The 25,269-nt window shown below is 66.7% G+C and carries 26 protein-coding genes; 11 read left to right on the top strand and 15 right to left on the bottom strand.

Annotated features, from left to right (window positions below; genetic code table 11):
* Positions 1-8: 8 nt before the first annotated feature.
* Positions 9-779 (top strand): 16S rRNA (adenine(1518)-N(6)/adenine(1519)-N(6))-dimethyltransferase RsmA, encoded by a 771-nt coding sequence (rsmA, locus tag WFK98_RS05475; RefSeq protein WP_336799610.1) that lies wholly within the window; start codon positions 9-11, stop codon positions 777-779.
* An 88-nt stretch (positions 780-867) separates the two neighbouring features.
* Here the strand turns inward: rsmA and WFK98_RS05470 are convergent, their stop codons facing one another.
* From WFK98_RS05470 to WFK98_RS05455, 4 genes are all read right to left on the bottom strand, one after another.
* Positions 868-1,074: a helix-turn-helix domain-containing protein gene (locus WFK98_RS05470; RefSeq protein ID WP_266339493.1), complete on the bottom strand. Its 207-nt coding sequence runs from the start codon at positions 1,072-1,074 to the stop codon at positions 868-870.
* 184 nt (positions 1,075-1,258) lie between these two features.
* Positions 1,259-1,693 carry an MliC family protein gene (locus WFK98_RS05465; RefSeq protein ID WP_336799520.1) on the bottom strand — a complete coding sequence of 145 codons (435 nt, stop codon included), beginning with the start codon at positions 1,691-1,693 and terminating at the stop codon, positions 1,259-1,261.
* Positions 1,694-1,696: 3 nt separating this feature from the next.
* A complete protein-coding gene (gmk, locus tag WFK98_RS05460) occupies positions 1,697-2,341 on the bottom strand; it encodes a guanylate kinase (protein WP_266339491.1) in 645 nt (214 codons plus the stop codon).
* Between the two features lie 10 nt (positions 2,342-2,351).
* On the bottom strand, positions 2,352-3,239 hold the full coding sequence (locus WFK98_RS05455) for a YicC/YloC family endoribonuclease (protein ID WP_336799519.1): 888 nt from the start codon (positions 3,237-3,239) through the stop codon (positions 2,352-2,354).
* 226 nt (positions 3,240-3,465) lie between these two features.
* On the opposite strand from WFK98_RS05455, the gene WFK98_RS05450 reads away from it, so the two are divergent.
* Positions 3,466-5,106 carry an FMN-binding glutamate synthase family protein gene (locus WFK98_RS05450; protein ID WP_336799518.1) on the top strand — a complete coding sequence of 547 codons (1,641 nt, stop codon included), beginning with the start codon at positions 3,466-3,468 and terminating at the stop codon, positions 5,104-5,106.
* A gap of 62 nt (positions 5,107-5,168) precedes the next feature.
* On the top strand, positions 5,169-5,576 hold the full coding sequence (locus WFK98_RS05445) for a GFA family protein (RefSeq protein WP_336799517.1): 408 nt from the start codon (positions 5,169-5,171) through the stop codon (positions 5,574-5,576).
* Positions 5,577-5,603: 27 nt separating this feature from the next.
* Here the strand turns inward: WFK98_RS05445 and mltG are convergent, their stop codons facing one another.
* From mltG to WFK98_RS05415, 6 genes are all read right to left on the bottom strand, one after another.
* Positions 5,604-6,869 (bottom strand): endolytic transglycosylase MltG, encoded by a 1,266-nt coding sequence (gene mltG, locus WFK98_RS05440; RefSeq protein ID WP_336799516.1) that lies wholly within the window; start codon positions 6,867-6,869, stop codon positions 5,604-5,606.
* A 95-nt stretch (positions 6,870-6,964) separates the two neighbouring features.
* Positions 6,965-8,227, bottom strand: a complete 1,263-nt coding sequence (gene fabF / locus WFK98_RS05435) for a beta-ketoacyl-ACP synthase II (protein WP_266339486.1) — start codon at positions 8,225-8,227, stop codon at positions 6,965-6,967.
* A gap of 74 nt (positions 8,228-8,301) precedes the next feature.
* Complete coding sequence (locus WFK98_RS05430; RefSeq protein WP_104218330.1) at positions 8,302-8,538, bottom strand: acyl carrier protein; 237 nt, start codon at positions 8,536-8,538, stop codon at positions 8,302-8,304.
* A 270-nt stretch (positions 8,539-8,808) separates the two neighbouring features.
* Positions 8,809-9,546, bottom strand: a complete 738-nt coding sequence (gene fabG, locus WFK98_RS05425) for a 3-oxoacyl-[acyl-carrier-protein] reductase (protein WP_266339485.1) — start codon at positions 9,544-9,546, stop codon at positions 8,809-8,811.
* Positions 9,547-9,618: 72 nt separating this feature from the next.
* Complete coding sequence (fabD, locus tag WFK98_RS05420) at positions 9,619-10,557, bottom strand: ACP S-malonyltransferase (protein ID WP_336799515.1); 939 nt, start codon at positions 10,555-10,557, stop codon at positions 9,619-9,621.
* Positions 10,558-10,826: 269 nt separating this feature from the next.
* Positions 10,827-11,951, bottom strand: coding sequence for an MFS transporter (locus WFK98_RS05415; RefSeq protein WP_442907370.1), 1,125 nt, complete (start codon positions 11,949-11,951; stop codon positions 10,827-10,829).
* Between the two features lie 432 nt (positions 11,952-12,383).
* Here WFK98_RS05415 and WFK98_RS05410 point away from each other — a divergent pair, with 432 nt between their 5' ends.
* A complete protein-coding gene (locus tag WFK98_RS05410; RefSeq protein ID WP_266339482.1) occupies positions 12,384-12,728 on the top strand; it encodes a hypothetical protein in 345 nt (114 codons plus the stop codon).
* Between the two features lie 9 nt (positions 12,729-12,737).
* Here WFK98_RS05410 and WFK98_RS05405 read toward each other — a convergent pair whose 3' ends face one another.
* From WFK98_RS05405 to WFK98_RS05385, 5 genes are all read right to left on the bottom strand, one after another.
* Positions 12,738-14,078, bottom strand: coding sequence for an FtsX-like permease family protein (locus tag WFK98_RS05405; protein WP_336799513.1), 1,341 nt, complete (start codon positions 14,076-14,078; stop codon positions 12,738-12,740).
* Positions 14,075-14,782, bottom strand: coding sequence for an ABC transporter ATP-binding protein (locus WFK98_RS05400; RefSeq protein ID WP_336799512.1), 708 nt, complete (start codon positions 14,780-14,782; stop codon positions 14,075-14,077). The genes WFK98_RS05405 and WFK98_RS05400 overlap by 4 nt, the downstream gene beginning before the upstream one ends.
* A gap of 4 nt (positions 14,783-14,786) precedes the next feature.
* On the bottom strand, positions 14,787-15,251 hold the full coding sequence (locus WFK98_RS05395) for a hypothetical protein (RefSeq protein WP_336799511.1): 465 nt from the start codon (positions 15,249-15,251) through the stop codon (positions 14,787-14,789).
* A gap of 80 nt (positions 15,252-15,331) precedes the next feature.
* Positions 15,332-17,086: an alkaline phosphatase gene (locus WFK98_RS05390; protein WP_336799510.1), complete on the bottom strand. Its 1,755-nt coding sequence runs from the start codon at positions 17,084-17,086 to the stop codon at positions 15,332-15,334.
* A gap of 118 nt (positions 17,087-17,204) precedes the next feature.
* Positions 17,205-18,113, bottom strand: a complete 909-nt coding sequence (locus WFK98_RS05385; protein ID WP_336799509.1) for a LysR family transcriptional regulator — start codon at positions 18,111-18,113, stop codon at positions 17,205-17,207.
* 93 nt (positions 18,114-18,206) lie between these two features.
* Between WFK98_RS05385 and WFK98_RS05380 the strand changes: the two genes are divergently transcribed.
* The 7 genes from WFK98_RS05380 (at position 18,207) to WFK98_RS05350 (ending at position 25,263) form a co-directional block, all read left to right on the top strand.
* Complete coding sequence (locus WFK98_RS05380) at positions 18,207-19,082, top strand: aldo/keto reductase family oxidoreductase (RefSeq protein WP_336799508.1); 876 nt, start codon at positions 18,207-18,209, stop codon at positions 19,080-19,082.
* Between the two features lie 459 nt (positions 19,083-19,541).
* On the top strand, positions 19,542-20,003 hold the full coding sequence (gene rpsF, locus WFK98_RS05375; RefSeq protein ID WP_266339683.1) for a 30S ribosomal protein S6: 462 nt from the start codon (positions 19,542-19,544) through the stop codon (positions 20,001-20,003).
* Positions 20,003-20,266 (top strand): 30S ribosomal protein S18, encoded by a 264-nt coding sequence (gene rpsR / locus WFK98_RS05370; protein WP_201403427.1) that lies wholly within the window; start codon positions 20,003-20,005, stop codon positions 20,264-20,266. Before rpsF ends, rpsR begins: the two co-directional genes overlap by 1 nt.
* A gap of 192 nt (positions 20,267-20,458) precedes the next feature.
* Positions 20,459-21,409 (top strand): hypothetical protein, encoded by a 951-nt coding sequence (locus tag WFK98_RS05365; RefSeq protein ID WP_336799507.1) that lies wholly within the window; start codon positions 20,459-20,461, stop codon positions 21,407-21,409.
* A 36-nt stretch (positions 21,410-21,445) separates the two neighbouring features.
* A complete protein-coding gene (rplI, locus tag WFK98_RS05360) occupies positions 21,446-22,006 on the top strand; it encodes a 50S ribosomal protein L9 (protein WP_266339474.1) in 561 nt (186 codons plus the stop codon).
* Positions 22,007-22,231: 225 nt separating this feature from the next.
* A complete protein-coding gene (locus WFK98_RS05355) occupies positions 22,232-23,494 on the top strand; it encodes an SAM-dependent methyltransferase (RefSeq protein WP_266339473.1) in 1,263 nt (420 codons plus the stop codon).
* A gap of 281 nt (positions 23,495-23,775) precedes the next feature.
* On the top strand, positions 23,776-25,263 hold the full coding sequence (locus tag WFK98_RS05350; protein WP_266339472.1) for a replicative DNA helicase: 1,488 nt from the start codon (positions 23,776-23,778) through the stop codon (positions 25,261-25,263).
* Positions 25,264-25,269: the final 6 nt, after the last annotated feature.

Genomic DNA, 25,269 nt, shown 5'->3' with positions numbered 1-25,269 from the left:
TGCAGGCCATGAAGGCGCTAGGGCAGAACTTCCTGCTCGACCTGAACCTGACCGGCCGGATCGCCCGCGCCGCCGGGCCGCTCGCCGGCGTGACGGTGATCGAGGTCGGGCCCGGCCCCGGCGGCCTGACGCGGGCGCTGCTCGCCGAGGGCGCGGAGAAGGTCATCGCCATCGAGCGCGACCGCCGCTGCCTGGATGCGCTGGCAGAGATCGCCGCGCACTATCCCGGCCGCCTCGAAGTGATCGAGGGCGACGCGATGCAGGTCGACATGGCGAAGCTCGCTACCGGCCGCGTTCGCATCGCCGCCAACCTGCCCTACAATATCGGCACGCCGCTGCTGCTCGGCTGGCTGCAGAGCGAGCCGTGGCCGCCCTTCTACGAGAAGATGACGCTGATGTTCCAGCGCGAGGTGGCGGAACGAATCGTCGCCACGCCGGAAGACGACGCCTATGGACGCCTCGGCGTCATCTGCGGCTGGCGCGCCGAGGCGCGCATCCTCTTCGACATCTCGCCCAAGGCCTTCACGCCGCCGCCCAAGGTGGTGTCGTCGGTCGTTGAGGTCATCCCCCGCCAGGCGCCGCTCGCATGCAGCCGGACGAAGCTGGAGCGCGTCACCGCCGCCGCCTTCGGCCAGCGCCGTAAGATGCTGCGCCAGAGCCTGAAGAGCCTTGGGACCGATCCGCTGCCGCTGCTGGCTGCGGCCGGCATCGTCGAGACAGCCCGCGCCGAGGAGATCGAAGTCGCCGGCTTCGTCCGCCTCGCCAACGCCCTGCCCTAGCGCGAGCGGCGCAGTCGGGTATTTGTCCGCACCCGGCGCCGGGACTCTCGAGAGTCAGCCGCGAGGCGGATCCCATCCATGTCTCGCACTAGGTTCCGACAGGCTGCAGCCCGGCGCTGAGAGCCGCACACGCCAGTGCCACCGTCTTCGGGATTGCGACGGCGCGACCGTCTTCGCGCCTAACCCCGCTTTCGTAGTTTTGAACCGAGCCCGGCGACAGGCCGAGGGCCTCGGCCGCCTGCCTCTGGGTCAAACCGAGTTGATCGCGCCAGGACCGGAACTCATCCGAGGTCATTTCGCATTCTCCAGCAATGGGGCAGTCAATCGCTTTGCCACACGCGGCCCAGGCCTTCCCCGTCCACCCGATCGCGCTTAGCCTTCAGGAGCAGTTTCCGGCCGCAAAGCCTGTGGATCCAATCCGGGTCTTCGTCTTGACGGATCCCGCCGGCGCTTGGCGCGTCGGCGGGTCCAACCTGGCCCTAATCCGCGGTTTCGCAGTTCGTGGTCTTGCCCGCGATCGTAAGGGTCGCGCTGCTGCCCTTGATCCAGAACTCGATGTCGTCCTTGGTGTAGCGGCCGCCATCGGCGGAGACGGCCTGCGGCAGCGCCACCTTCTTGCCGTCGGCGAACACCAGATCCGCCACGCCATGCGCCTGTTCCGGCGGGCTGAACGTCGCCGTCAGCTCCGTTCCATCCTCGCACTCATACTGAAAATCCTTGGCAGAGGCGGCCTGGAGCGCGAGGAAGCTGGAAGCGACACCAAGGACGATCGCAAGGCCCAAACGCGGGAAATACATGGTCGGCTCCAATCGACAGGATGTTTCGGCAATTGTCGCAGCCGCCAGGATCGAAGGCAATCGGGCAAGGGCCAAGGGAGAGCCGCGCGGACCGGACCCGTTCTTGCCGTCCGGCAACCCCTATGCCTGCTGCAACAGGTCGTCGACGAAGCCTTCCAGCCAGGTCGTGCGGGCGCGGCGCATGCGCTCGGCGTAGAGGATCGCCTGCGCTTTCTCCAGCGAGGTCTGGAGGTCCTTATTGATCAGGACATAGTCGTAGTCGCGCCAGTGCTGGATCTCGGCCCTGGCGTTCGCCAGCCGCTTGGCGATCACGTCCGGCGCGTCCTCGGCCCGGCGGACGAGGCGCGACGCCAGCTCGGCCATGGTCGGCGGCAGCACGAAGATGCGGACGAGATCCTCCGGCATCGCCTTGGCCACCTGGTCGGCGCCCTGCCAGTCGATGTCGAACAGCACATCCTTGCCGGACGTCAGCCATTCCTCCACCGGCGCGCGCGGCGTGCCGTAGCAATTGCCGTGCACCTCGGCCCATTCCAGCAGTTCGCCGCGATCGCGCAGCTTGTTGAAGGTCGGCTGATCGATGAAGTGATAGTGGACGCCGTCGATCTCGCTCGGCCGGCGCGCGCGCGTCGTCACGGAGACGGAGAGGACGATGTCCTTGTCCTCCGCCATCAGGTGGCGCGCGATGGTGGACTTGCCCGCGCCGGACGGCGAGGAAAGCACCAGCATCAGGCCGCGGCGCGAGGGGGAGTTTCCGGCAAGCGACATCAGGGACTTCCTATTCGAGATTCTGGACCTGCTCGCGCAGCTGATCGACGGCGGCCTTCAGATCGAGGCCGATTGCGGTCAGGGAGCGATCATTCGCCTTGGCGCAGAGCGTGTTGGTTTCGCGGTTGAATTCCTGGGCGAGGAAATCGAGCTTGCGGCCGACCGGCCCGCCCTCTGCGAGCAGCGCGCGGGCAGCGGCGACGTGGGCCGTCAGCCGGTCGAGTTCCTCGCGGATATCGGCGCGGGTCGCCAGAAGCGCCGCCTCCTGGTGGAGACGGTCCGGATCGAGCGCCGGCGAGGCGTCAAGGAGCGCAGCGACCTGGTCGGCGAGCTTCTTGCGGATCGCCTCCACGGTGCGCGCCGGCGAGGCCTCGGCGGCGGCCGTCAGGCGCTCGATCTCGTCCATGCGGGCGTTGAGCACGGCGCCGATCGCGGCGCCCTCGCGGTTGCGGGCGACAACGAGCTCGGCGAGCGCGGTGTCGAGATCGACGAGCAGATCGGCTGCGAGCGCCTCGGCGACGGCGGGGTCATCCTCGGCGTCGACGGTTTCGAGAATGCCGCGGATCGACAGAAGCCCATCCAGCGTCGGCGGCGCGGCATCGATCTCGCTGCCGACCCGGCGGACGAGATCCATCACCTGCCGCAGCAGTTCCTCATTGACGCGGAGCGCCGAGGCCGTCGTCTCGCGCTGCAGGCTGAGGCCCACCTGGAGGTTGCCGCGCTGGAGCGCCCTGCCGACGCGCTCGCGCACCGGCTGTTCCAGATGGTCGAAGCTCGGCGGCAGGCGAAGGCGGATATCGAGGCCCTTGCCGTTGACGCTGCGCAGTTCCCAGGTCCAGCGATAGCCGTGCCCGGCGCCTGCGGCGCGGGCGAAGCCGGTCATGCTCGTCAGTGCCATCGGAATTCCCCGGCTGTGAATGGTCTCTGGCCATGAAAAGCATCCGGTCAGGCCCGCCGGTTGGAGGCGGACAGTAATCCGCGCGCCGATAGCGCTCAAGGGCGCGGGCACGGATATCCGTCAAACCGACACACAGACAGCCTTAGATATGTTCTATGGTTCCAACTCTACCTGGCCGGTGCGCCTTGCGCGGCGAGCCGGCCGACCATCCCTGCCGGGGGCCCGCATGCAATCCATCCTGAAATTCTCGCTCATCGCCCGCTACAGCGCCTTCGCGCTCTGCATCCTGGGCGCGCTGCTGGTGCCGCTGATCCCGATGGACCGGACGCTCAGCTTCGCGCTGACTCTCGCCTTCGCCGCGCTTTCCGTGCTCGGCGTCTTCGACCTGCTCCAGAAGCGTCATGCGATCACGCGCAACTATCCGGTGATCGGCCATATGCGCTTCCTGGTCGAATCGGTCCGGCCCGAACTCCGGCAATATCTGTTCGAATCCGATTCCGACCGCCTGCCCTTCTCGCGGGCCGAGCGCTCGCTCGTCTATCAGCGCGCCAAGAACGAGGCCGACCAGAGGCCGTTCGGCACGTTGCTCGACGCGTATGCGCATGGCTACGAGTTCATCGGCCATTCGATGCGCCCGGCGCCGCTGCAGGATCCGGAAACCTTCCGCATCACCATCGGCAACGAGCAATGCAAGCGGCCCTATTCCGGCTCGGTGCTGAACATCTCGGCCATGAGCTTCGGCGCGCTGTCGGGCCAGGCGATCCTGGCGCTGAACCGAGGCGCCAAGCTGGGCGGCTTCGCGCAGGATACCGGCGAGGGCTCGATCAGCCCTTACCACCGGCAATATGGCGGCGACCTCGTCTGGCAGATCGCCTCGGGCTATTTCGGCTGCCGCAACGCGGACGGCACCTTCTCGGCCGAGAAATTCGCGTCGCAGGCCGCCGACGACCAGGTCAAGATGATCGAGATCAAGCTCAGCCAGGGCGCCAAGCCCGGCCATGGCGGCATCCTGCCGGCCAACAAGGTCAGCCCCGAGATCGCCGCGACGCGCGGCATTCCGGTCGGTCGCGAATGCGTATCGCCCGCCGCCCATTCCGCCTTCTCGACGCCGACCGAGATGATGCTGTTCGTCGCCCGGCTGCGCGAGCTTTCCGGCGGCAAGCCGGTCGGCTTCAAGCTCGCCATCGGCCAGCCCTGGGAATTCATGGCCATCGTCAAGGCGATGCTGAAGACCGGCATCGTGCCCGACTTCATCGTCGTCGACGGCGCCGAGGGCGGCACGGGCGCGGCGCCCGTCGAGCTCACCGACCATGTCGGCACACCGATGCGCGAGGCGCTGCTTCTGGTCCACAACACGCTGGTCGGCGCGGGACTGCGCAAGCATGTCCGCATCGGCGTCGCTGGAAAGATCGTCTCCGCCTTCGACATCGCCGCCGTGCTCGCCATGGGCGCCGACTGGGTCAACTCGGCGCGCGGCTTCATGTTCGCCGTCGGCTGCATCCAGTCGCAGAGCTGCCACACCAACAAATGCCCGACCGGCGTTGCCACCCAGGACGCCCTGCGCCAGCGCGCGCTCGTCGTACCGGACAAGGCCGAGCGTGTCGCCAACTACCACCGCAACTCGCTGCATGCGCTGGCCGAACTGCTGGCGGCGGCCGGCCTGGAGCACCCGTCGAGCCTGAAACCGCACCACGTCGCGCGCCGCGTCAGCTCCAACGAGATCCGCCTCTATTCGCAGCTCTTCCCCTATCTGGCGGAAGGCGAGCTTCTCGGCGGCGACAGTCCCCACCCCTTCTATCGCCAGGCCTGGGCGCTCGCCTCGCCGGACGGCTTCGCCATCGCAGGCGAACTGCGCAAGGCCAGCTGACACTTGCAACCCTGAGGGGAGACAGATAGCTTTCGCGACCCTATCCCGGCGCGAGAGACCCCATGTCCGCATCCCATCACGGCTCGTGCCTCTGCGGCGCGGCCCGGTTCGAAGTCTCCGGCGACTTCCAGAGCTTCTTCCTGTGCCACTGCTCGCGCTGCCGCAAGGACAGCGGCTCTGCCCACGGCGCCAACCTGTTCTCGACCGAAGCGCGGCTCGGCTGGCTGTCGGGCGAGGAGAAGGTGCGGACGTTCCAGCTGCCGGAGACGCGGCATCAGCGCAGCTTCTGCGCCGATTGCGGCTCGGCCCTGCCGGGGCTGCAGATGGACGGCGCATTGCTGGTCGTGCCGGCCGGCAGCCTCGACAGCCCGCTGCCGATGCGGCCGAACGCGCATATCAACGTCGCCAGCCGCGCCGACTGGGACGAGCATCTGGAACAAATCCCCCGTCTCGACGGACTGCCCGGCTGAGGCGGGGTCGTCGGTCCGCGGAAGCGATCAGGGCTTCGGGGTCGGCACCGGCGCCGCATTGGCGCTGTCGTCAGGCGCATCGCCTTCATCGACGGCATCGCCCGGACCCGCACTCTGCTCGGCGGCCGCCGCATCGCCCTTCGCCTTCTGCTCGGCGACCCACTTGCGATAGCGCGCAACGTTCTTGCGGTGGTCCGCATAGCTCTCGGCGAAGGCGTGGCCGCCGGTTCCGTCCGCGACGAAATAGAGATCCTTGGTCCGCGACGGATTGGCGACCGCGGCCAGCGACGCCTTGCCCGGATTGGCGATCGGCCCCTTGGGCAGGCCATTGATCTTGTAGGTATTGTAGTCGTTGACGGCGTCGAGATCGGAACGACGGATCGGCGTGCCCGAAGGCAGGCCGGCGCCGCCATAGATGCCGTAGATCACGGTCGGGTCGGACTGCAGGCGCATGTTGCTGCGGAGGCGGTTGATAAAGACGGCGGCGACGCGGCTGCGCTCGTCGGCCATGCCGGTTTCCTTCTCGACGATCGAGGCGAGCGTCACCAGCTCCGCCTGCGTCTTCATCGGCAGGTCCTTGTCACGGCTGGTCCAGATCGCGGTCATCACCCGGTCGCGCTCGCGCAGCATGCGGTCGATGATGTTCTGGCGGCTGTCACCGCGCGAGAAGCGGTAGGTGTCGGGCAGGAGGCTGCCTTCCGGCGGCACTTCCTTGATCTCGCCGACCAGGCCGGGATCGGCGTTCAGCCGGTCGACGATCTGCTGGCTGGTCAGGCCTTCCGGGATCGAGACGGAGTAGAGGATCGCCTTGCCGCTCACCATAGCGTTCATGATGTCGCGCATGCTGGAATGCGGCGCGATCAGGTAGTCGCCCGATTTCAGATCGTCCTGCATCTGGTTGGCGCGGACGCCGGCAATGAAGATCCACTTGGACGAGATAAGGCCGCGCTCATGCAGTTCCTCGGCGATCTCACGCAGGCTCTTGCCGCGCTCGATCGAGACCGTCCGCGCCTGGCCGAAATGGCTCGCCTGCTCGAAACGGAGCTTGCCGAAGAAGAAGAGGCCGACCGCACCGAGAACGCCGACGACGAGGATCGTCATGGCGAAATTCATGATGATGACGATGGGGTGGCGCGCCTGCTGCGAACGGGGCGGCGGCGGCGGCACGCGCTCGGGACGGAGCGCGTCGCCGGGGCTGCGCGGGTTGATGCGATTGCCGAATTCGGCCGATCCGACCTCACCGGCATCGCCAGCCTTGTTGTCCTTGGCGCCCGGTTGGTTGGTCTCGTTCATCGCATCCTACTTCTCACCTGCCGACATCCGGAGAGGATCCGGATGCCGAGAGGCGAATGTATGGAGGATTATGGCGAAAGCGCGAAGACGCGCTCTCAATCCGCGTGCCGACGGAAGACGAGCGAAGCGTTGGTGCCGCCAAAACCGAAGGAATTGGAGAGCGCTACGTCGATCTGCCGCTTCTTGGCAACCTTGGGGACAAGGTCGATCGCCGTCTCGACGGAGGGGTTGTCGAGATTGAGCGTCGGCGGCGCGACATTGTCGCGAATCGCCAGCAGCGAGTAGATCGCCTCGACCGCGCCGGCCGCACCCAGCAGGTGGCCCGTCGCCGACTTCGTCGAGGACATGGCGATCTTCGAGGCGGCGTCACCGACGACGCGCTCGACCGCCTTGAGTTCGATGCCGTCGGCCATGGTCGACGTGCCATGGGCGTTGACGTAGTCGATCTCGGACGGCTGCAGGCCGGCGCGCTTCAGCGCCGCGACCATGCAGCGATAGGCGCCGTCGCCGTCCTCGGACGGTGCAGTGATGTGATAGGCGTCGCCGGACATGCCGTAGCCGATCACTTCGCCATAGATCTTAGCGCCGCGACGAATTGCGTGCTCGCGCTCCTCGAGCACGACGATGCCCGAGCCCTCGCCCATGACGAAGCCGTCACGGTCGCGGTCGTACGGACGCGAAGCTTCCTGCGGGCGATCGTTGAAGTTGGTCGCCAGCGCCTTGCAGGCGGCAAAGCCTGCGAGCGCGATACGGGAGACCGAGCCCTCGGTGCCGCCGGCGATCATGACGTCGGCATCGTCGAGCGCGATCAGGCGCGCGGCGTCGCCGATCGCGTGCGAGCCCGTCGAGCAGGCCGTCACGACCGAATGATTCGGTCCCTTGAAACCGTAGCGGATCGAGACCTGGCCGGAGGCGAGGTTGATCAGGCGGCCGGGGATGAAGAAGGGGCTGATCCGGCGGGGGCCCTTGTCGCGCAGCGTGAAGCCGGCCTCGACGATGCCCTGGATGCCGCCGATGCCGGAACCGATCAGCACGCCGGTGCGGATCTGGTCCTCGTACTCGGTGGGCAACCAACCCGAATCATGCACGGCCTGGTCGGCCGCGGCCATCGCGTAGACGATGAAATCATCGACCTTGCGCTGGTCTTTCGGCTCCATCCAGTCGTCCGGATTGTACTTGCCGTCGGCCTTGTCACCGTGCGGGATAAGGCAAGCGATCTGAGCCGGCAGGTCCTCGACCTCGAAGCTCGTGATCTTCTGGGCGCCGCTCTTGCTGGCAAGAATGTTCGACCAGTTGGCGTCGACGCCGCAACCGAGCGGCGTCACCATACCCATCCCGGTTACAACGACTCGTCTCATACGCTTCCCCCGATCCGGACCCAGGCGGGTCCGGCCGTTCTTGTCATTGGCTTACGATGGATGAACATCGGCGATCAGCCGGCGTTCTTCTCCAGGAAGCTGACTGCGTCGCCGACGGTCAGGATCGTCTCGGCTGCGTCGTCGGGGATCTCCACGCCGAACTCTTCCTCGAACGCCATGACCAGCTCGACCGTGTCGAGGCTGTCAGCGCCGAGATCGTCGATGAAGCTCGCGCCCTCGGTCACCTTGTCGGCTTCGACGCCGAGATGCTCGATGACGATCTTCTTTACCCGATCAGCGATGTCGCTCATGTCTCAAAACCTCGATTGTTCTCTGTCTACTATTGCCGCGACTTCTCGCGCGCTGGAAACCCGGACGTCTCGGCAATCCCCCGAAAACGCACCGCGATATCGTCACTAGTCTTCGGCGATCGTCAATCCACACCCGCTCCGCCGCGAAAGCGGCGAAGACGCGGCACTGATATTGCGCGGTCCTAACATAGTTTCTGAACCTTGACCAGCCGCCGCGAAGGGGTGTGACAGACCCTCTCCGAGAGGTTTGCGCGAACGCAGAAACCTCAATTAGATCATAGCCATACCACCGTTGACATGAAGGGTCTGGCCGGTCACGTAGGCCGCTTCTTCCGAGGCCAGGTAGACCACGGCGGCGGCGATGTCCTCGGGCGTGCCGAGACGCTTGGCCGGCACCCGCTCCAGAAGCGATGCACGAATCTTTTCGTTGAGGGCGTCGGTCATCGCCGTCTCGATGAAACCGGGGGCGACGCAATTGACCGTGACGTTGCGACTCGCCACTTCCTGGGCGAGCGACTTCGACATCGCGATCAGCGCCGCCTTGGACGCGGTATAGTTGCCCTGGCCGGCATTGCCCGTCACCGCGACGATCGAGGTGATCGAGATGATGCGGCCGGAACGGCGGCGCATCATGCCGCGCAGCGCGGCGCGGGTCAGGCGGAAGGCCGAGGTCAGGTTGACGTCGAGGACTTCCTGCCACGCCTCGTCCGACAGGCGGGCGAACAGCATGTCGCGCGTGATGCCGGCATTGTTGATCAGGAGGTCGACCTCGCCCATCGCCTCTTCGGCGCGCGGGACCAACTGCTCGACCTCTTCGGCGACCGACAGGTTGCACGGCAGGACATGGACATTGGTGCCGAGCTCGGTCGCCAGAGCCTCGAGCGCCTCGCGGCGGGTGCCGGAGATGGCGACGGTGGCGCCCTGCTTGTGCAGCGCCTGGGCGATCGCCCGGCCGATGCCACCGCTGGCGCCGGTAACGAGCGCGCGCTTGCCGGTCAAATCGAACATGACGACTTCCTTCTGATGATCCGGTTCATACCTGGATTGGCTGCCCTGGACGGACTGTGACGCGGCCAGCGCTCAAGCGAGACGCTCGATCGCCGCGGCCACGTCGTCGGGCGTGCCGACATTGAGCGTCTGTGCCTCGGGGGCGATGCGCTTGGCAAGCCCCGACAGCACCTTGCCGGCGCCGATTTCGACAAAGAGATCGCTGCCATTGGCGGCGAGCCAGCCGATCGACTCGCGCCAGCGCACCATGCCGGTCACCTGCTCGACGAGGCGGGCGCGGATTTCGGCGGGATCGGAGATCGGCGCGGCCAGCACGTTGGCGACCAGCGGCACGACGGGCGCGTTGATCGTCACCTTGGAAAGAGCGTCGGCCATCACGTCGGCGGCGGGCTGCATCAGGCGGCAATGGAACGGCGCGCTCACGGGGAGCAGCAGCGCACGCTTGGCGCCCTTGGCCTTGGCGATCTCGAGCGCGCGCTCGACAGCGGCCTTGGCGCCGGAGATGACGACCTGGCCGGGACCATTGTCGTTGGCTGCCTGGCAGACATCCCCCTCGGCGGCCTCGTCGGCAACCGCCTTGGCGGCGTCGAAATCGAGGCCGAGCAGCGCGGCCATGGCGCCCTCGCCTACCGGCACGGCGGCCTGCATGGCGGTGCCGCGGATGCGCAGCAGGCGGGCCGCGTCGGAGATCGACAGGCTGCCGGCGGCGGCCAGCGCCGAATATTCGCCGAGCGAATGGCCGGCGACATGGGCCGCCCTGGAAACGGAGAAGCCCTGGGCCTCCAGCACGCGCAAGGCGGCGAGGCTGACCGCCATCAGGGCGGGCTGGGCATTGGCGGTAAGGGTCAGCGTCTCGATCGGGCCATCCCAGATGACGGTCGAGAGCTTCTCGCCGAGCGCTTCGTCGACTTCATCGAAGACGGCGCGTGCTTCGGCGAAATTGTCGGCGAGCGCCTTGCCCATACCGACGGCCTGGCTGCCCTGACCGGGAAATGTGAGAGCGATCGTCATGGCTGTTCCCGCACGAAATGTTGGCGCGATGATCATCGCGTGTCGGCGGCGGCTAATCCTCTGTTACGGCCGCGAAGTCAAGCCTCGGGCCGATTTTTGCCGCTGCGGGGCCTCGCTGGAAAGGACTTCCGGCCACGTCCGGAACAGGCGCCGCCGCGCTCCTGGCTGAGGACCGCCGCGGCGGCGGGACGTCGCGGCGGCAAGGATTCTCACGCTTAGACCGGCCCGACAGTGGGGATTTGTCCACCGCCGGGCTCGGGATCGTGGCGTCAGGCGGGCCTCGGTTTGCGGATGTTCGGCAGGAAGGCCGTCAGCAGACCGAGAACCGGCAGGAAGGCGCAGATCTGGAACACGAAGGTGATCGAGGTCCAGTCGGCGAGTTCGCCGAGCGCTGCCGCGCCGATGCCGCCCATGCCGAAGGCGAAGCCAAAGAACAGGCCGGAGACGAGGCCAACCTTTCCGGGCACCAGCTCCTGCGCATAGACGATGATCGCCGGGAAGGCCGAGGACAGGATGAAGCCGATCACGATCGACAGCGCGATCGTCCAACCGAGGCTGGCGTGCGGCAGCAGCAGCGTGAACGGCAGCACGCCCAGGATCGAGAACCACATCACGAACTTGCGGCCGAAACGGTCGCCGATGGGGCCGCCGGCGATGGTGCCGGCCGCGACGGCGGCAAGGAAGACGAACAGGTAGATCTGCGCGTCCTTCACCGACACGTTGAACGTCTCGATCAGATAGAACGTGTAGTAGCTGGTCAGCGCCGCCATGTAGAAGAACTTGGAGAAGATCAGCACGGCGAGGATCAGGATCGAGCGGACGACCACCTTGCGCGACAGCGTCTGCACGACCGGCGCGACATTGGCCTTCTTGCGCTCGCGCTGATGGTCCCGATACCAGAAGCCGACCCGGGTCAGGATCATCGCGCCGACGAGGGCGACCAGCGAGAACCAGGCGACGCTGGCCTGGCCGCGCGACAGCACGATGACCGCGGCGAGCAGCGGGCCGATCGCCGAGCCGAAATTGCCGCCGACCTGGAACAGCGACTGGGCAAAGCCATGCCGGCCGCCGGACGCCATGCGGGCGACGCGCGAGGCTTCCGGATGGAAGATCGACGAGCCCATGCCGATCATCGCCACCGCGAGCAGCAGCATCGGATAGGTGTTGGCCATCGACACCATCAGCAGGCCGCAGAGCGTCACGCCCATGCCCACCGCCAGCGAGAAGGGCTGCGGATGCTTGTCCGTATAGATGCCGACCACAGGCTGAAGAATCGATGCCGTCAGCTGGAACGCCAGCTGGATCAGGCCGATCTGGCCGAAGCTCAGCGCGAACTCCGTCTTCAGGATCGGGTAGATCGCCGGAATCACCGACTGCATCAGATCGTTCAGCATGTGGGAAATGCTGATGGCCACCAAAATGCCCAGGGAGGTCCGCTCGGCGATGCCGCGGGCGGACGATGCGGGCAAAGCTTGCGCGCTCTCGCTCACTTCCGAAGTCCTTGATTGAGATGACCTGGGGAAGGGCGAGCCCAAAAGCGGCGATTCCGGAGGTCTTTTCGAAGAAAAGCACTATGGCCGCGGTCGATTGGAAAGAAAAGTGCGGAAAAATTGATGCTGTCATCACGAAAATCGATGTTTTGCATGGCCGAAAGCGGCCAGCGCGATCGCCCTGCCCGCCACCGCGACCGGCTGGCGGCAACGTGATGTCCAATCCGCCGCCATTGCGATAGAAAACTGGCAGGCACAACCGCCGCGACGCCCGGGCTACCATCAGGCGTCCGGCCGGAAGCCAGTCGCCGCATCACCCGCTGAAGGGACGTGTCGATGACCACCGATCCGGGCAGCCCGCGCGAACCGACACCGCGAATCGATTCGACCTTCCGCAACGGCTCGCTGACGGCGATGGGTATCGTGCTCGGCTTCTCGCTCGGCTTCACCGTGCAATGGGCGACCGACGATTCGCCCTGGATGACGACCGACTTCATCGAGGCCATCGCGCTGGCGATCGGCGTCGCGCTGCAGATCAAGGCGCTGGCCGAGATGCTCGAGGTCAACTCGCTCGAAATCCCGATCTACCAGCGCGCCAAGAACCGCTTCATGCTCGGCCTTCTGGTGACGGCGCTCGGCATCGCCATGATGATCGTCGTGAACGTCGTCTCGCCAACCTGAGCGGGAGCCTCAAGCGCGCAGCGCCGACGCCGCCGGCTGGCGATAGGCAAGGATGGCCGGGATCGCCGCCAGCACCGCCGCGACCGCCAGCAGCGAGGCGACCAGAACCCAATCGGCCCATGCGAAGCCCACCGGCAGCACGACGCCGTTCTGCCGCGTGAACAGCGCCGACAGGAAACGCGCCGCGCCATAGCCGAGCGCCAGGCCGAGCATCACGCCACCCGCGACCAGCGCGAAGAGTTCCGACCAGACGATGCCGAACAACGCCAGGCGTGGTGCGCCGAGCGCCCGCAGCGCGCCGATCTGGCGGCGGCGCTGGCCAACATGCACGATCGTGACCAGAGCGATCGCGGCGGCCACCAGCGCCTGCGCGCCGATCGCGACGGCGCCCAGCACCGTCTTGGCGTCGCCCAGCGTGGCATAGAGATTGGTCAGCACCTCGCCGGGGAAAACGGCCAGCGTCGCGCCGGCGCGATACTGGCCGCGCAGCTTGTAGGCATCGGCGAAGGTCTTCGGCTTGACGAGGATCGCCGGCACGCCGGGCGTCGTCTCGCTCCACGGGCCGCCGAGCGCGGCCGGCCCGGCTTCGTCGTGGCCGTGATCGTGATCTTCGGCATGCGCGTGTCCGGGCTCCGCTGTGTGATCATGCTCCGCTTCCGGCGCCGCCCCCGCATCCGCCTCGTGAGCGTGATCCCGGTCATGGTCGTGATCGTCGCCGGCCCCGGCCGCCTTATGATCGTGCCCGGCTTCCATGCCGTGGATGCCCCAGACCGCCTCGATCGGCACCAGAATGGCGCGGTCCCAGGGCGTGCCGGTCGGCGGCATGCGGCCGACGACGCGATAGGCGATCTCGGCATGCGTGTGACCGCCCTCGCCCGGCATGCCGTGCATCGGCTTGACCTCCTGGCCGAGCTTGAGCGGCACGGCCGAGCCAATGACGGCTTCGGGCTTCGCCGCGAAGGCGCGGCCTTCCGCCAGCCCGCCGCCGGCGCCATCGATCAAGCCGACGGTGGTGCCGACGATCGGGTAGCCATCGAAGGAATCGCCGAAGCCCACCGGCGCCGCCCAGCTGACGCGCGGATCCTCGGCGAGGTCATGCAGCACCTTGCCGGGCACCAGCGGCAGCGGTGCCGCCTGCAGGAAGATCGAGGAAAGGACAAGCTGCGTCTCGCTGCCGGCAGCGCCGACGACCAGATCGAACTTGTCAGCCGCCCGGGCGCTGCCGAGGCGCAGCGCACGCTCCTGCAAGGTCACCGCGACACCGAGCGCCGTTGCCAGCGCCACAAGCAGCACGACCACCAGCGAACCGGCCCAGAGGCGGCGGAGATCGGCGAAGACGAAGCGAATCATGGGGCCAGGCCTCCGGCGGCGGCTGCGAGGTCTCCGTCAGGCTCGGCAGCGATGCGGCCCGCGACGAGGCGGATGGCTCGATCCATCCGTTCGACCAGACGCGGGTCGTGCGAGACGACAAGGAGCGTCGCCCCCTCCTCGCGCGCCAGTTCGAGCAGCAATTCGGCGACGACGGCGCCGCTCTCGGCATCGAGGCTCGCGGTCGGCTCGTCCGCGACGATGACGCCCGGCCTGCGCAGCAGCGCGCGGGCAACGGCGACACGCTGCATCTCGCCCCGCGACATGGTGGTGATCGCCTGGTCGAGCCGGCGCAGCCCGACACGGGCGAGCAGTTCGCGCGCCCGACCGAGATGGGCGCCGACGCCGCGCATGCGCAGCCTGACCGGCAGCAGCACGTTCTCCAGCGCCGAGAGACCGGGGAAGAGGTGAAAATCCTGCATGACGAGGCCGACATTCTCAGCCCGCCAGCCATCGCGCGCGCGTTCGGAGAGGCGGCCAATGTCGGTATCGCGCCAGCGCACGACGCCCTGCTTCGAGCGTTCCAGCCCGGTGACGATATGGACCAGCGTGCTCTTTCCCGAGCCGGAAGGGCCGGTGACGGCGACGCGCGCGCCGGGGGCGATGTCGAGTTCCGGAATCTCCAGCACGGGCGCCGGCAGACCGGGGAAGGAGACCGAAAGCCGTTCGATATGCAGGCCGAGCATGGATCTAGACGAGCCCGAAACTGGCGTCGCGCAGGCGCAGCAGGCTGACGAAGCCGGTCTCTGGATCCGTCCACGAGCCGTATTCGAGAATGCCCTTCACCTCGATGACCGCGTTCGGCTGAACGAAGGTCTGCTTCTCGCCGAGATAGACGACGATGATGTTGTCCGGCCAGTCGGCATCCGACGAGCAGAACGGGCAGAGCGACATCGGGATTTCGGTCAGGACGAAGAAGGCGGCTTCAGCCTTCAGCGGCGGCGCCATGAAGCCGCGCATCGTCACGGCCTTCCCCGCCAGTTGCTTGACCTTGTCGGAGAAGGTGAGGCCGAGCACGCCGACCGAGCCGTAGAGCTCGTCGAAGGTCAGTGCCGGCAGGGCGGCAAGCGCGGGACGCGCCGGGATCACGGGGGCCGCCAGCGCGGCAAGACCTCCGAGCAGCGCATCGCGCCGCGAAATCCGAACCAACGGCATCGGTCTCTCCTCAAAAGGAAGCGGCCTCGGGCGCTTGCGCCCGAAGCCTGTCTTTCAGGATGCGGCCAGTGGCCCGCGGATTATTGCTTGGCGGGCGCCAGCGCCAGGGCGTCGACGATCACGCGGTAAACGTCGCTCTGCTCCATGTAGCCCTTGAAGCCTTCCGAGCCGGGGCCGGTCGACTGCAGGACGACGTCGTCGACGGCATGGACGCCCGAGTCGCCTTCCTTCGGAATATTGCCCTGAACGAAGACGGCGCCGGGAACGTCCTTGTAGGCTTCGTTCGCGACATATTCCTTCTTCTCGTTCTGCACGGCCGGCACGAACGGGCCATCGAGCTTCGGACGGAAGGTCTCGTAGTGGTCCGGGCCGTTGTTGGCGGCGAGGAACAGGCGACGGCTGACGTCGATCTTGTCCGGGTAGCCGTCCTTGTTCTCGTCCGTGTAGTTCGGGAAACCGGCGTCGGCATAGGTGCCGACCTTTTCGCGCATTTCCGAGCCGGCCTTGTCGTCATCGACGGTGCCGATGATCGAGACGCCATGCGTGTGATCGCCGGTGACGACAATCAGCGTGTCCGGATTCTTCTCGGCGAAGGCGCGCGCCACGCCGACCGCCTTGTCGAACTCGATGGTCTCGACGACGGCGCGGTCCCAGTCGAGCGGATGGGACATCTTGTCGATGTTCGCGCCCTCGACCATCAGGAAGAAGCCCTCGGGGTTCTTCGAGAGCTGCGCCAGCGCGGTTTCCGTCATCTCGACGAGGCCGGGCTGGTTCGGGAACTTCGAGACCGTGCCCTTCTTCAGGAACTCGCGGTCGAGCACGGTGTCCATGTTGCCGGTATGGAACAGGCCGAGGATCTTGCCGGTATTGGTGCCGGCCGCCTTCTCGAGCTCGGCCTTGTCGGTGGCGAGCGTGTAGCCGGCATCCTGGAACTGCTTGATGTAGTCCTTGTCGTCCTTGCGCTTGGAGCCGGGGGTCTCCTTGCCGAGGAAGTAGGCGGAGCCGCCGCCGAGCACGACATCCGGCTGGACGTCGAACATCATGCCGGTGATCTCGGCCTTGTCGGCGCGCTTGCGGGTGTGGGCGACGACGGCGGCCGGGGTCGCGTCCTGCAGTTCGGAGGTGGTGACGATGCCGATCGACTTCTTGGTCTGGCGGCGGAGCGCCTCGCCCAGCGTCTCGACCTTCGGGTCGTCCATCGAGGCCGGGGTACGGTCGGCATAGACGCCGAGGGCGTTCACGGCCGTCTTGTGGCCGGTCATGTAGGCCGACATGGTGTTGGCGCTGTCGGTGGCGATGGCTTCGGTCGACGAGGTGCCGATGAAGGCCATGTGGTCGAGGTCGTCCATGTTGAGGCGGCCGTCCGCCTTACCCTCGGTCACGCCCTTGGACATGATCCGCGCAGCGGTGCGGTGCGCGACCGAGAGGCCGTCCCCGAGCAGGAAGATGACGTTCTTGGCCTTGGGCTGGGCGGCGGTGCCGTAAACGTCCCAGGTGACCGACTTGGTCTCGCCGCCGGCCGAGGCCTCGACCGTGTAGGTGCCCGGCGTGGCGAGCACGAGCTTGCGCAGGATGACGGCCGAGCCGAGCTTCTTGTCGTCCTTGCCGAGTTCGGTCTCGGTGAACGTCGCCTCGGCGCCGAAGACCGTCTTGTAGTCCTGGCCGTTGACGGTGATCTTGACGTCCTCGGGCTTGACCGTCTCCTTGAACTCGACCTTGAAGTCGAAGGGCGAGCCGGCGAGAATCGTCGCGCGGTCGAGCGGATAGACGGTCGCGGCCTGGGCCGCGCCGGCGAGCATGGTCGTCGCAGCCAGGGCGAGCAACATCTTGCGCATCGGGTACCTCATGGATTGGGGAGACCGCCAAGGCGGTCGACAATCCGGACCTAAGAGTTGCGCATGACACCCATGTGAAGGCAGCCATAGGAAGGAGCGGACAACATGCGGCCGGCGATCACGGCCGCCAAGGGTTCGCACGGATGAAATCGATGAAGGCACGAAGCGGCGCGGGCACCAGCCGCCGGCCGGGATAATAGAGAAACGGTCCCGAGAAGCGCGGCCACCAGTCCTCCAGCACCGGCTCCAGCGCACCGCTTTCAATATGCGGCCGCAGCCAATCCTCGAACAGATAGACGATGCCCGTTCCCGCGATCGCCGCCTGGACGGCGAGGTCGGTCGCGGATCCCGCCTGGACAACCAGCGGCCCGCCCGTCTCGACCCGGACCGCCTCGCCATCGCGCTCGAACTCCCACAACGGCATGGCGCCGCTCGAGAAGCGAAAGCGCAGGCACGCATGGTCGGCAAGCGCGCGCGGATGGTCCGGGCGGCCATGGCGGTCGAGATAGGACGGCGCGGCGGCGGCTGCGAAGCGCTGCGTGCGCGGCCCGATCGGCACGGCGATCATGTCCTGCTCGAGGCTTTCGTCGTAACGTATGCCGGCGTCGCAGCCGGCGGCGAGAACGTCGACGAAGCTGTCCTCGGCGATGACCTCCAGCCGGATCTCCGGATAGGCGGCGAGAAAGGCGGGCACGATGCTGCCGAGCACCAGCCGCACCGCGCTGATCGGCACGTTCAGGCGCAGCGTTCCGGCGGGCCGGTCGCGAAAGCCGTTGACGACATCGAGCGCCGCCTCGACCTCGGTCAGCGCCGGGCCGAGCCGTTCCAGCAGGCCCCGGCCGGCCTCTGTCAGGACGACACTTCTTGTCGTGCGGTTGAAGAGCCGGACGCCAAGCTGCGCTTCGACCCGGCGCACGGCCTCGCTCATCGCGGAGGCGCTGCCGCCGCCCACCCGCGCCGCCTCGCGAAAGCCCTGCGCCCGCGCCACGGCCACGAAGGCGTTGAGATCCCCGAGATCGATGGTCATTGTTCGAAATTCCGTACAGCTCGTGCCGATTGTACGCGATTATCGCAGAGCCCGGCAGGGTCTATCTCCATGCCACCGCAAAGGAGAAACACCATGACGACAACGACGATCGACACGGCCGGCACCTACAGGCTCGGCGACCGCAGCGTGAAGCGGCTCGGCTATGGCGCGATGCAGCTCGCCGGCCCCGGCGTGTTCGGCCCGCCCAGGGATCATGACGCCGCGATCGCCGTGCTGCGCGAGGCGCTGGCGCAGGGCGTCGACCATATCGACACCTGCGACTATTACGGCCCGCACGTCACCAACCAGCTGATCCGCGAGGCTCTCCACCCCTATCCCGACGATCTCGTGCTGGTGACCAAGATCGGCGCAAGGCGCGGCGCCGACGCGTCGTGGCTGCCGGCCTACGCGCCGGAAGAGCTGACGGCGGCGGTGCATGACAATCTCCGCAATCTCGGCCTCGACGTGCTGGAAGTGGTCAACCTGCGCATCATGTTCGACACGCACGGCCCGGCCGAAGGCTCGATCGAGCCGACGCTGACGGTGCTGGCCGATTTGCAGCGCCAGGGCCTCGTCCGCCATATCGGCCTCAGCAACGTGACGCCGACGCAAATTGCCGAAGGGCGAAAGATCACCGACATCGTCTGCGTGCAGAACCAGTACAATCTGGCGCACCGGGCCGACGACGCGCTGATCGACGACCTCGCCCGCGACGGCATCGCCTATGTGCCCTTCTTCCCGCTCGGCGGCTTCAGCCCGCTGCAATCCGCGACGCTGAACGACGTCGCCACGCGTCTCGGCGCCACGCCGATGCAGGTTGCCCTCGCCTGGCTGCTGCAGCGCTCGCCGAACATCCTGCTCATTCCCGGCACCTCGTCGGTCGGTCACCTCAAGGAAAACCTCGCCGTCGCCGATCTCGTTTTGCCGGACGACGCGCTGGCCGAGCTGAACGGGATTGGCGGGAAGTAGGGCCCTCACCCCACCCCTCTCCCGCTCGCAGGAGAGGGAGTAAGCCCCTCACCCCAACCCTCTCCCGTGCCGGGAGAGGGAGCAAGCCGGTGCCAGTCGGCTCGGCTGTATATTGGAACAAGCGCTGCCCTTGGCCCTCTCCCGCGAGCGGGAGAGGGTTGGGTGAGGGGCTTTCTTTCTACGAGCCAGTGCACCAACTCCTGTCCGGCCGAATAATCCGTCCGGCCCCCACAGGCGGCGATCCAAAGAATCGCGCCACGCCTTGCCTTCTCGGCCATTCCCGTATATGCACCGCCCGTCGTAACGACACCCGGCCGGGGGTTGAACGGAAGGCGGCGCGAGCCGCAGGGATCAGAGATCCCGTCTTCCCGTGTCTCCGCTCTCGAAGTTCGTACCGATCAGCCTTTCTCGAAGGCTTCGGTGAGGCTTGGCGCCGGGAAACGAAAAGGAAGGGCAATCATGCCGCTTTATGAGCACGTATTTCTGTCGCGACAGGACGTGTCCGCACAGCAGGTCGAAGCACTTACCGAGCAGTTCAAGGGCCTCATCGAGGCCAATGGCGGCACGGTCGGCAAGATCGAGCAGTGGGGCCTGAAGTCGGTCGCATTCCGGATTCGCAAGAACCGCAAGGCGCACTACACGCTGATCAACATCGACGCCCCGGCCGCCGCAGTGGCCGAGCTCGAGCGTCAGCAGCGCATGAACGAAGACATCCTCCGCATCCTGACCCTCAAGGTCGAGGAACACGAGGAAGGCCAGTCCGCGATGCTGCAGAAGCGCGATCGTGACGATGGCGACCGTGGCGGCCGCTTCGGCGACCGTGGCGACCGTCCGCGTGGCGGCTTCGGCGGTGGCGCCGGCGGCGGTTTCCGTGGCGAGCGTCGTCCGCGCTCGGAAGATTCTGAAGGAGCGGCTGAATAATGGCTGAGATCGGCACCACCAGCGCGTCCAGCGGCGGCCAGCGCCGTCCGTTCTTCCGTCGCCGCAAGACCTGCCCGTTCTCGGGCCCGAATGCGCCGAAGATCGACTACAAGGACATCCGTCTCCTGCAGCGCTACATCTCCGAGCGCGGCAAGATCGTTCCGTCCCGCATCACGGCCGTTTCGGCCAAGAAGCAGCGCGAGCTCGCCCAGGCGATCAAGCGCGCCCGCTTCCTCGGCCTGATCCCCTACGTGATCAAGTAAGACGCCGGTCGCCGGAGACCCAGGTCTCCAGCGACGCGCGACCCGATTCGCCGGACCGACGCCCGCCGCCGGTCCGGCACCGCCCTTCGGGGCTGACGATTTCAGTGCCTGAATGGCAAGACTTGGTTGGGGTATGGCCGGGCTTCCCGTGACCTGCCTCTAACCGCTCTCGAAGCGGGACAGCGAGATATCATGTCGATGCGGAACATCCTGATTGGCCTTGGAGCCGGCCTTGCGGCAGCGTTGCTGTTCGCCGGGCTCGTCAGCGGGACCGCCCTCGCCCTCCCCCTCTTCATCCTGTCGCCGCTGCCGATCGCCATTGCCGGGCTCGGATTCGGCACGTATTCCGCCGCCGCGGCCGCCGCCGTCGCCTCGGCGATGATCGGCCTCGCCATCGGCCACCTCGCCGGCGGCCTCTATTTCATCCTGTTCGCGGCGCCCGTCGCCTGGGCAGCGCATCTCGTCGGCCTGTCGCGGCCCGACGACGCCGTGCCCGGTGGTCGCCAGTGGTTCCCGCTCGACAACGTGCTCGTCCGCGCCGCCCTCGTCACCGGCGCCGCCGTCGTCGTCACCGGCTTCCTGCTCGGCTACAACCCCGAGGCGCTGATCAGCCAGACGGTGAGCGTACTCAAGGACTGGCTGGCGCAGTCCTCGGCCGATGGCATGGCGCCGACCGAGGCGGAGATCGAGCCGCTCGTCCGCTTCAACATCGCGCTGATGCCGTTCACCTCCGCCAGCCTGACGCTGGGTATCCTCGTGCTTGCCACCTGGCTTGGCGCCCGGATCGCCCGCATGTCGGGCCTGCTCGCGCGCGAATGGACGCCGCTCTGGGCCGTCGTGCTGCCCCAGTCGGCGGCGCTGTTCTTCGGCCTCGCCTTCATCGTCAGCCTGCTGCCGGGCGTCCCCGGCCAGGTCGCGGGCGCCTTCGCGGGCGCCATGGGATTCGCCTTCGCGCTGACCGGCTTCGGCCTGCTGCACGCCATGCTCAACGGCAAGGCGGCGCGGCCGCTGCTGCTCTTCCTCGTCTATGCCGTCAGCTTCGTCTTCCTGCTGCCGCTCGGCATCATGGCCGTGGTCGGACTTGCCGACACCGCCCTCCAATTCCGGGCGCGCCGTTTCGCGGCGCGGTCCGGCATCTCGTAAGTCACGTTTCGAATTCAAGACCAAAGGAGTCACATCATGGACGTCATTCTGCTGGAGCGCGTCGCCAAGCTCGGCCAGATGGGCGAGATCGTTCACGTCAAGGACGGCTACGCCCGCAACTACCTGCTGCCGCAGGGCAAGGCGCTCCGCGCCAACGAAGCCAACAAGAAGCGCTTCGAGGCCGAGAAGGTCTACCTCGAGGCCCGCAACCTCGAGCGCAAGAGCGACGCCGAGAAGGTCGCCGAGGCCCTCAACGGCCAGTCGTTCATCGTCGTCCGCCAGGCCGGCGAGACCGGCCAGCTCTACGGTTCGGTTTCGAGCCGCGACGTGGCCGACCTGGTCAGCGAGGCCGGCTTCTCGGTCGCCCGCAGCCAGGTCGTGCTCGAGGTTCCGATCAAGTCGATCGGCCTGCACAACGTCGTCATCGCCCTGCACCCGGAAGTCGAGGCCACCGTCACCCTGAACGTCGCCCGCAGCGTCGACGAAGCGACTCGCCAGTCGCAGGGTGAAGACCTCTCGACCGTCCAGGACGACTTCGAGCTGGAGCCGCTGCCGGAGGGCGAAGGCTTCGCCGGCGTCGACGACGAAGAGATCTAAGAAGCGCCCTTCACCTGAAGGGAGCCTTATTTTCTGGGAGGGCGCCGCGGTTTCCGCGGCGCCCTTTTTCTTTGGCAGACGCTACGAAATCGGCTTAGCGCGTACCCGCTTGAAATTGCGGCAAAATCAGGGCTACCATCCCTGTGACGGCCGGACGTCACCGACCGCCTTGTCGCAACCTGCCTTGGTAAACCAAGACATTCAGGGAGGGGGCAGCGGATCACAATGAACCGGTTGCTCATCAACTATCTGTCAGGCGTTCTGAAGCGTGGATCGCTTGAAATTATCGATGCCAAGGGAAAGCGTCACCGCTTCGGTGACGGCAGCGGCATACCCGTCCGCGTCCGCTTCACGACAGCGGCGGCCGAACGGGCCGTACTCAGCAATCCCGAGCTGAAGCTCGGCGAGACCTTCATGGATGGCAGCTTCGTCGTCGAGCAGGGCTCGATCTACGACTTCCTCGAAGTAGTGCTGCAGAATGTCGGTAGCGGCGGCCGGTCCTGGTGGATGCGCGCCATCTACCGACTGCGCGTGATGACCCGCCGCCTGCGCCAGTGGAACACGCCATTCCGCTCGCGCCAGAACGTCGCCCATCACTACGATCTCGACGGCAGGCTCTATTCGCTGTTCCTCGACAGCGACCAGCAATATTCCTGCGCCTATTTCGAGACGCCCGACACCAGCCTCGAGGAAGCGCAGATCGCCAAGAAGCGGCATCTCGCGGCCAAGCTGGCGCTCGCACCGGGCCAAAAGATCCTCGACATCGGCTCGGGCTGGGGTGGCCTCGGCCTCTACCTGGCCACTCATGCCGATGTCGACGTCACCGGCGTCACGCTCTCGGAAGAGCAGCACAAGGTGTCGAACGCCCGCGCGGCGGCGCTGAACCTCGCCGACCGGACCCGATTCAAGCTGCAGGACTACCGGGCGCTCAAGACGCAGTTCGACCGCATCATCTCGGTCGGCATGTTCGAGCATGTCGGCGTCGGGCATTTCCAGGAATATTTCGACAAGGCGCGCGAGCTGCTGACCGAGGACGGCGTGATGGTGCTGCACGCGATCGGCCGCTTCGACCTGCCTGGCGAGACCAATTCCTGGATCCAGAAATACATCTTCCCGGGCGGTTACATCCCGGCGCTCTCGGAGGTGTTTCCGGCGATCGAGAAGGCGGGGCTGAAGGTAACCGACGTCGAGATCCTGCGACTGCACTATGCCGAGACGCTGAAGGCCTGGCGCGAACGGTTCCTCGCCCGCCGCGCCGAGGCGGTGGCCCTCTATGACGAGGCGTTCTGCCGGATGTGGGAGTTCTACCTCGCCGCCTCCGAGACCGCCTTCCGCTACCAGGACATGATGATCTTCCAGATCCAGATCGTCCGCGACCAGAACGCCCTGCCGCTCACGCGCGACTATATCTGGCAAGCCGAGGAAGCCCTGCGGCTGCGCGACCATGCCGGACAACGGCCGTCGCTGAAAATCGCCGGCGGCGGCTAGGTCCTTCGGGACCCGCCGGCCCATCCTCACCAGACCCACGCGACCGCCAGCACGTCGAGACATTTCCCCGCTTCCAGAAACGGGGAAATGCCTCGACGGGCGGCGCGAATCGGGCATCCATCACGAAACTGTCACCGAAACGCTTCGCACAAGCGGCAAACGCCGCTTTCGCGGCGGCGTTGGCGTTAGCCTATGGATAACGGGCAATAACCCAGCGAGCATTGGCCTCGCGACCGCTCCTGTCCTTAACTGGGATCAAGGGATCTGAGAGCCAATCGACCATGAACGTTCCAGCGCTTGCCGTGACGCCGCAATCTGCCGAATTCTATCGGCAGCCGCCGCAAAACATCGAGGCCGAGCAGGCGCTCCTGGGCGCCATCCTCGTCAACAACGAGGCGTTCTATCGCGTCTCCGACTTCCTCGAACCGGTTCATTTCTACGAACCGGTGCACCGGCAGGTGTACGAGCTCATCGCGCAAATCATCCGCCAGAACAAGATCGCCAACCCGGTCACGCTGAAGAGCTTCCTGCCGGCCGACCTCGCCATCGGCGAGCTGAACCCGGCGCAGTATCTCGCACGCCTCGCCGCCGAGGCGACGACCATCATCAACGCCGAGGACTATGGCCGCTCGATCTATGATCTGGCGCTTCGTCGCGCGCTGATCGGCATCGGCGAGGACGTCGTCAACATCGCCTTCGACGCCCCGATCGACATGCCACCCAAGGCTCAGATCGAGGATGCCGAACGACGCCTGTTCGCGCTGGCCGAAACCGGCCGCAACGACGGCGGCTTCCAGTCGTTCGAGGACGCGCTCAAAGCCGCCATCGACATGGCCAGCGCCGCTTACCAGCGCGACGGCCATCTCTCCGGCATCTCGACCGGCCTTGACGACCTCGACCGCCAGATGGGCGGCCTGCAGCCGTCCGACTTGATCGTGCTCGCTGGCCGCCCGGCCATGGGCAAGACCTCGCTCGTCACCAACATCGCCTTCAACATCGCCAAGGCCTATCGCGGCGAGGTTCAGCCCGACGGCTCGACCAAGTCGGTCAATGGCGGCATTGTCGGCTTCTTCTCGCTCGAAATGTCGGCAGAACAGCTGGCGACGCGTATCGTCGCCGAACAGTCCGGCGTCTCGTCCTCGCATATCCGCCGCGGCTCGCTCGACGAGCGCCAGTTCGCCAAGGTGGTGGAAGCCTCGCGCGAAATGGCGCGTATCCCGCTCTACATCGACCAGACGGGTGGCATCTCGATCGCGCAGCTGACCGCCCGCGCCCGCCGCCTGAAACGCCAGCGCGGCCTCGACCTGCTGATCATCGACTACCTCCAGCTGCTGCAGGGCTCCGGCAAGGGCCAGGCCAACCGCGTGCAGGAAATCACCGAAATCACCACCGGCCTGAAGGCGCTCGCCAAGGAGCTCGCCGTGCCGGTGATCGCGCTGTCGCAGCTCTCGCGTCAGGTGGAAGCGCGCGAGGACAAGCGGCCGCAGCTCGCGGATCTGCGTGAATCCGGCTCGATCGAGCAGGACGCCGACGTGGTGATGTTCGTCTATCGCGACGAATATTACCTGAAGGGAAAGATGCCGAAGGAAGGCACCGAAGAGTTCTTCAAGTGGCAGGCCGAGATGGAACAGGTCGCCGGCGTCGCCGAAGTCATCATCGGCAAGCAGCGCCACGGCCCGACCGGCACGGTGCCGCTGCAGTTCGAGGCGGAGATCACCCGCTTCTCCAACCTCGCCAAGCGCGACCACCTGCCCGAATCCTACGAGTAGCGCTAC

The sequence above is a fragment of the Kaistia sp. MMO-174 genome (assembly GCF_037147815.1).
GTDB classification, from domain to species: Bacteria; Pseudomonadota; Alphaproteobacteria; order Rhizobiales; family Kaistiaceae; genus Kaistia; species Kaistia nematophila.
This window is presented reverse-complemented; position numbering and strand designations above follow the sequence as displayed.

Coding starts and splice junctions, on each gene's coding strand:
- gmk (WP_266339491.1), bottom strand. CDS start 2,341: ATGTCGCTTGCCGGAAACTCCCCCTCGCGCCGCGGCCTGATGCTGGTG.
- WFK98_RS05410 (WP_266339482.1), top strand. CDS start 12,384: ATGACCACCGATCCGGGCAGCCCGCGCGAACCGACACCGCGAATCGAT.
- fabD (WP_336799515.1), bottom strand. CDS start 10,557: ATGACGATCGCTCTCACATTTCCCGGTCAGGGCAGCCAGGCCGTCGGT.
- mltG (WP_336799516.1), bottom strand. CDS start 6,869: ATGAACGAGACCAACCAACCGGGCGCCAAGGACAACAAGGCTGGCGAT.
- WFK98_RS05470 (WP_266339493.1), bottom strand. CDS start 1,074: ATGACCTCGGATGAGTTCCGGTCCTGGCGCGATCAACTCGGTTTGACC.
- WFK98_RS05390 (WP_336799510.1), bottom strand. CDS start 17,086: ATGCGCAAGATGTTGCTCGCCCTGGCTGCGACGACCATGCTCGCCGGC.
- rpsR (WP_201403427.1), top strand. CDS start 20,003: ATGGCTGAGATCGGCACCACCAGCGCGTCCAGCGGCGGCCAGCGCCGT.
- rsmA (WP_336799610.1), top strand. CDS start 9: ATGAAGGCGCTAGGGCAGAACTTCCTGCTCGACCTGAACCTGACCGGC.
- rpsF (WP_266339683.1), top strand. CDS start 19,542: ATGCCGCTTTATGAGCACGTATTTCTGTCGCGACAGGACGTGTCCGCA.
- WFK98_RS05415 (WP_442907370.1), bottom strand. CDS start 11,951: ATGCTGAACGATCTGATGCAGTCGGTGATTCCGGCGATCTACCCGATC.
- WFK98_RS05445 (WP_336799517.1), top strand. CDS start 5,169: ATGTCCGCATCCCATCACGGCTCGTGCCTCTGCGGCGCGGCCCGGTTC.
- WFK98_RS05365 (WP_336799507.1), top strand. CDS start 20,459: ATGTCGATGCGGAACATCCTGATTGGCCTTGGAGCCGGCCTTGCGGCA.
- WFK98_RS05385 (WP_336799509.1), bottom strand. CDS start 18,113: ATGACCATCGATCTCGGGGATCTCAACGCCTTCGTGGCCGTGGCGCGG.
- WFK98_RS05355 (WP_266339473.1), top strand. CDS start 22,232: ATGAACCGGTTGCTCATCAACTATCTGTCAGGCGTTCTGAAGCGTGGA.
- WFK98_RS05450 (WP_336799518.1), top strand. CDS start 3,466: ATGCAATCCATCCTGAAATTCTCGCTCATCGCCCGCTACAGCGCCTTC.
- WFK98_RS05350 (WP_266339472.1), top strand. CDS start 23,776: ATGAACGTTCCAGCGCTTGCCGTGACGCCGCAATCTGCCGAATTCTAT.
- fabG (WP_266339485.1), bottom strand. CDS start 9,546: ATGTTCGATTTGACCGGCAAGCGCGCGCTCGTTACCGGCGCCAGCGGT.
- WFK98_RS05380 (WP_336799508.1), top strand. CDS start 18,207: ATGACGACAACGACGATCGACACGGCCGGCACCTACAGGCTCGGCGAC.
- WFK98_RS05455 (WP_336799519.1), bottom strand. CDS start 3,239: ATGGCACTGACGAGCATGACCGGCTTCGCCCGCGCCGCAGGCGCCGGG.
- WFK98_RS05395 (WP_336799511.1), bottom strand. CDS start 15,251: ATGCCGTTGGTTCGGATTTCGCGGCGCGATGCGCTGCTCGGAGGTCTT.
- WFK98_RS05400 (WP_336799512.1), bottom strand. CDS start 14,782: ATGCTCGGCCTGCATATCGAACGGCTTTCGGTCTCCTTCCCCGGTCTG.
- WFK98_RS05405 (WP_336799513.1), bottom strand. CDS start 14,078: ATGATTCGCTTCGTCTTCGCCGATCTCCGCCGCCTCTGGGCCGGTTCG.
- WFK98_RS05430 (WP_104218330.1), bottom strand. CDS start 8,538: ATGAGCGACATCGCTGATCGGGTAAAGAAGATCGTCATCGAGCATCTC.
- fabF (WP_266339486.1), bottom strand. CDS start 8,227: ATGAGACGAGTCGTTGTAACCGGGATGGGTATGGTGACGCCGCTCGGT.
- rplI (WP_266339474.1), top strand. CDS start 21,446: ATGGACGTCATTCTGCTGGAGCGCGTCGCCAAGCTCGGCCAGATGGGC.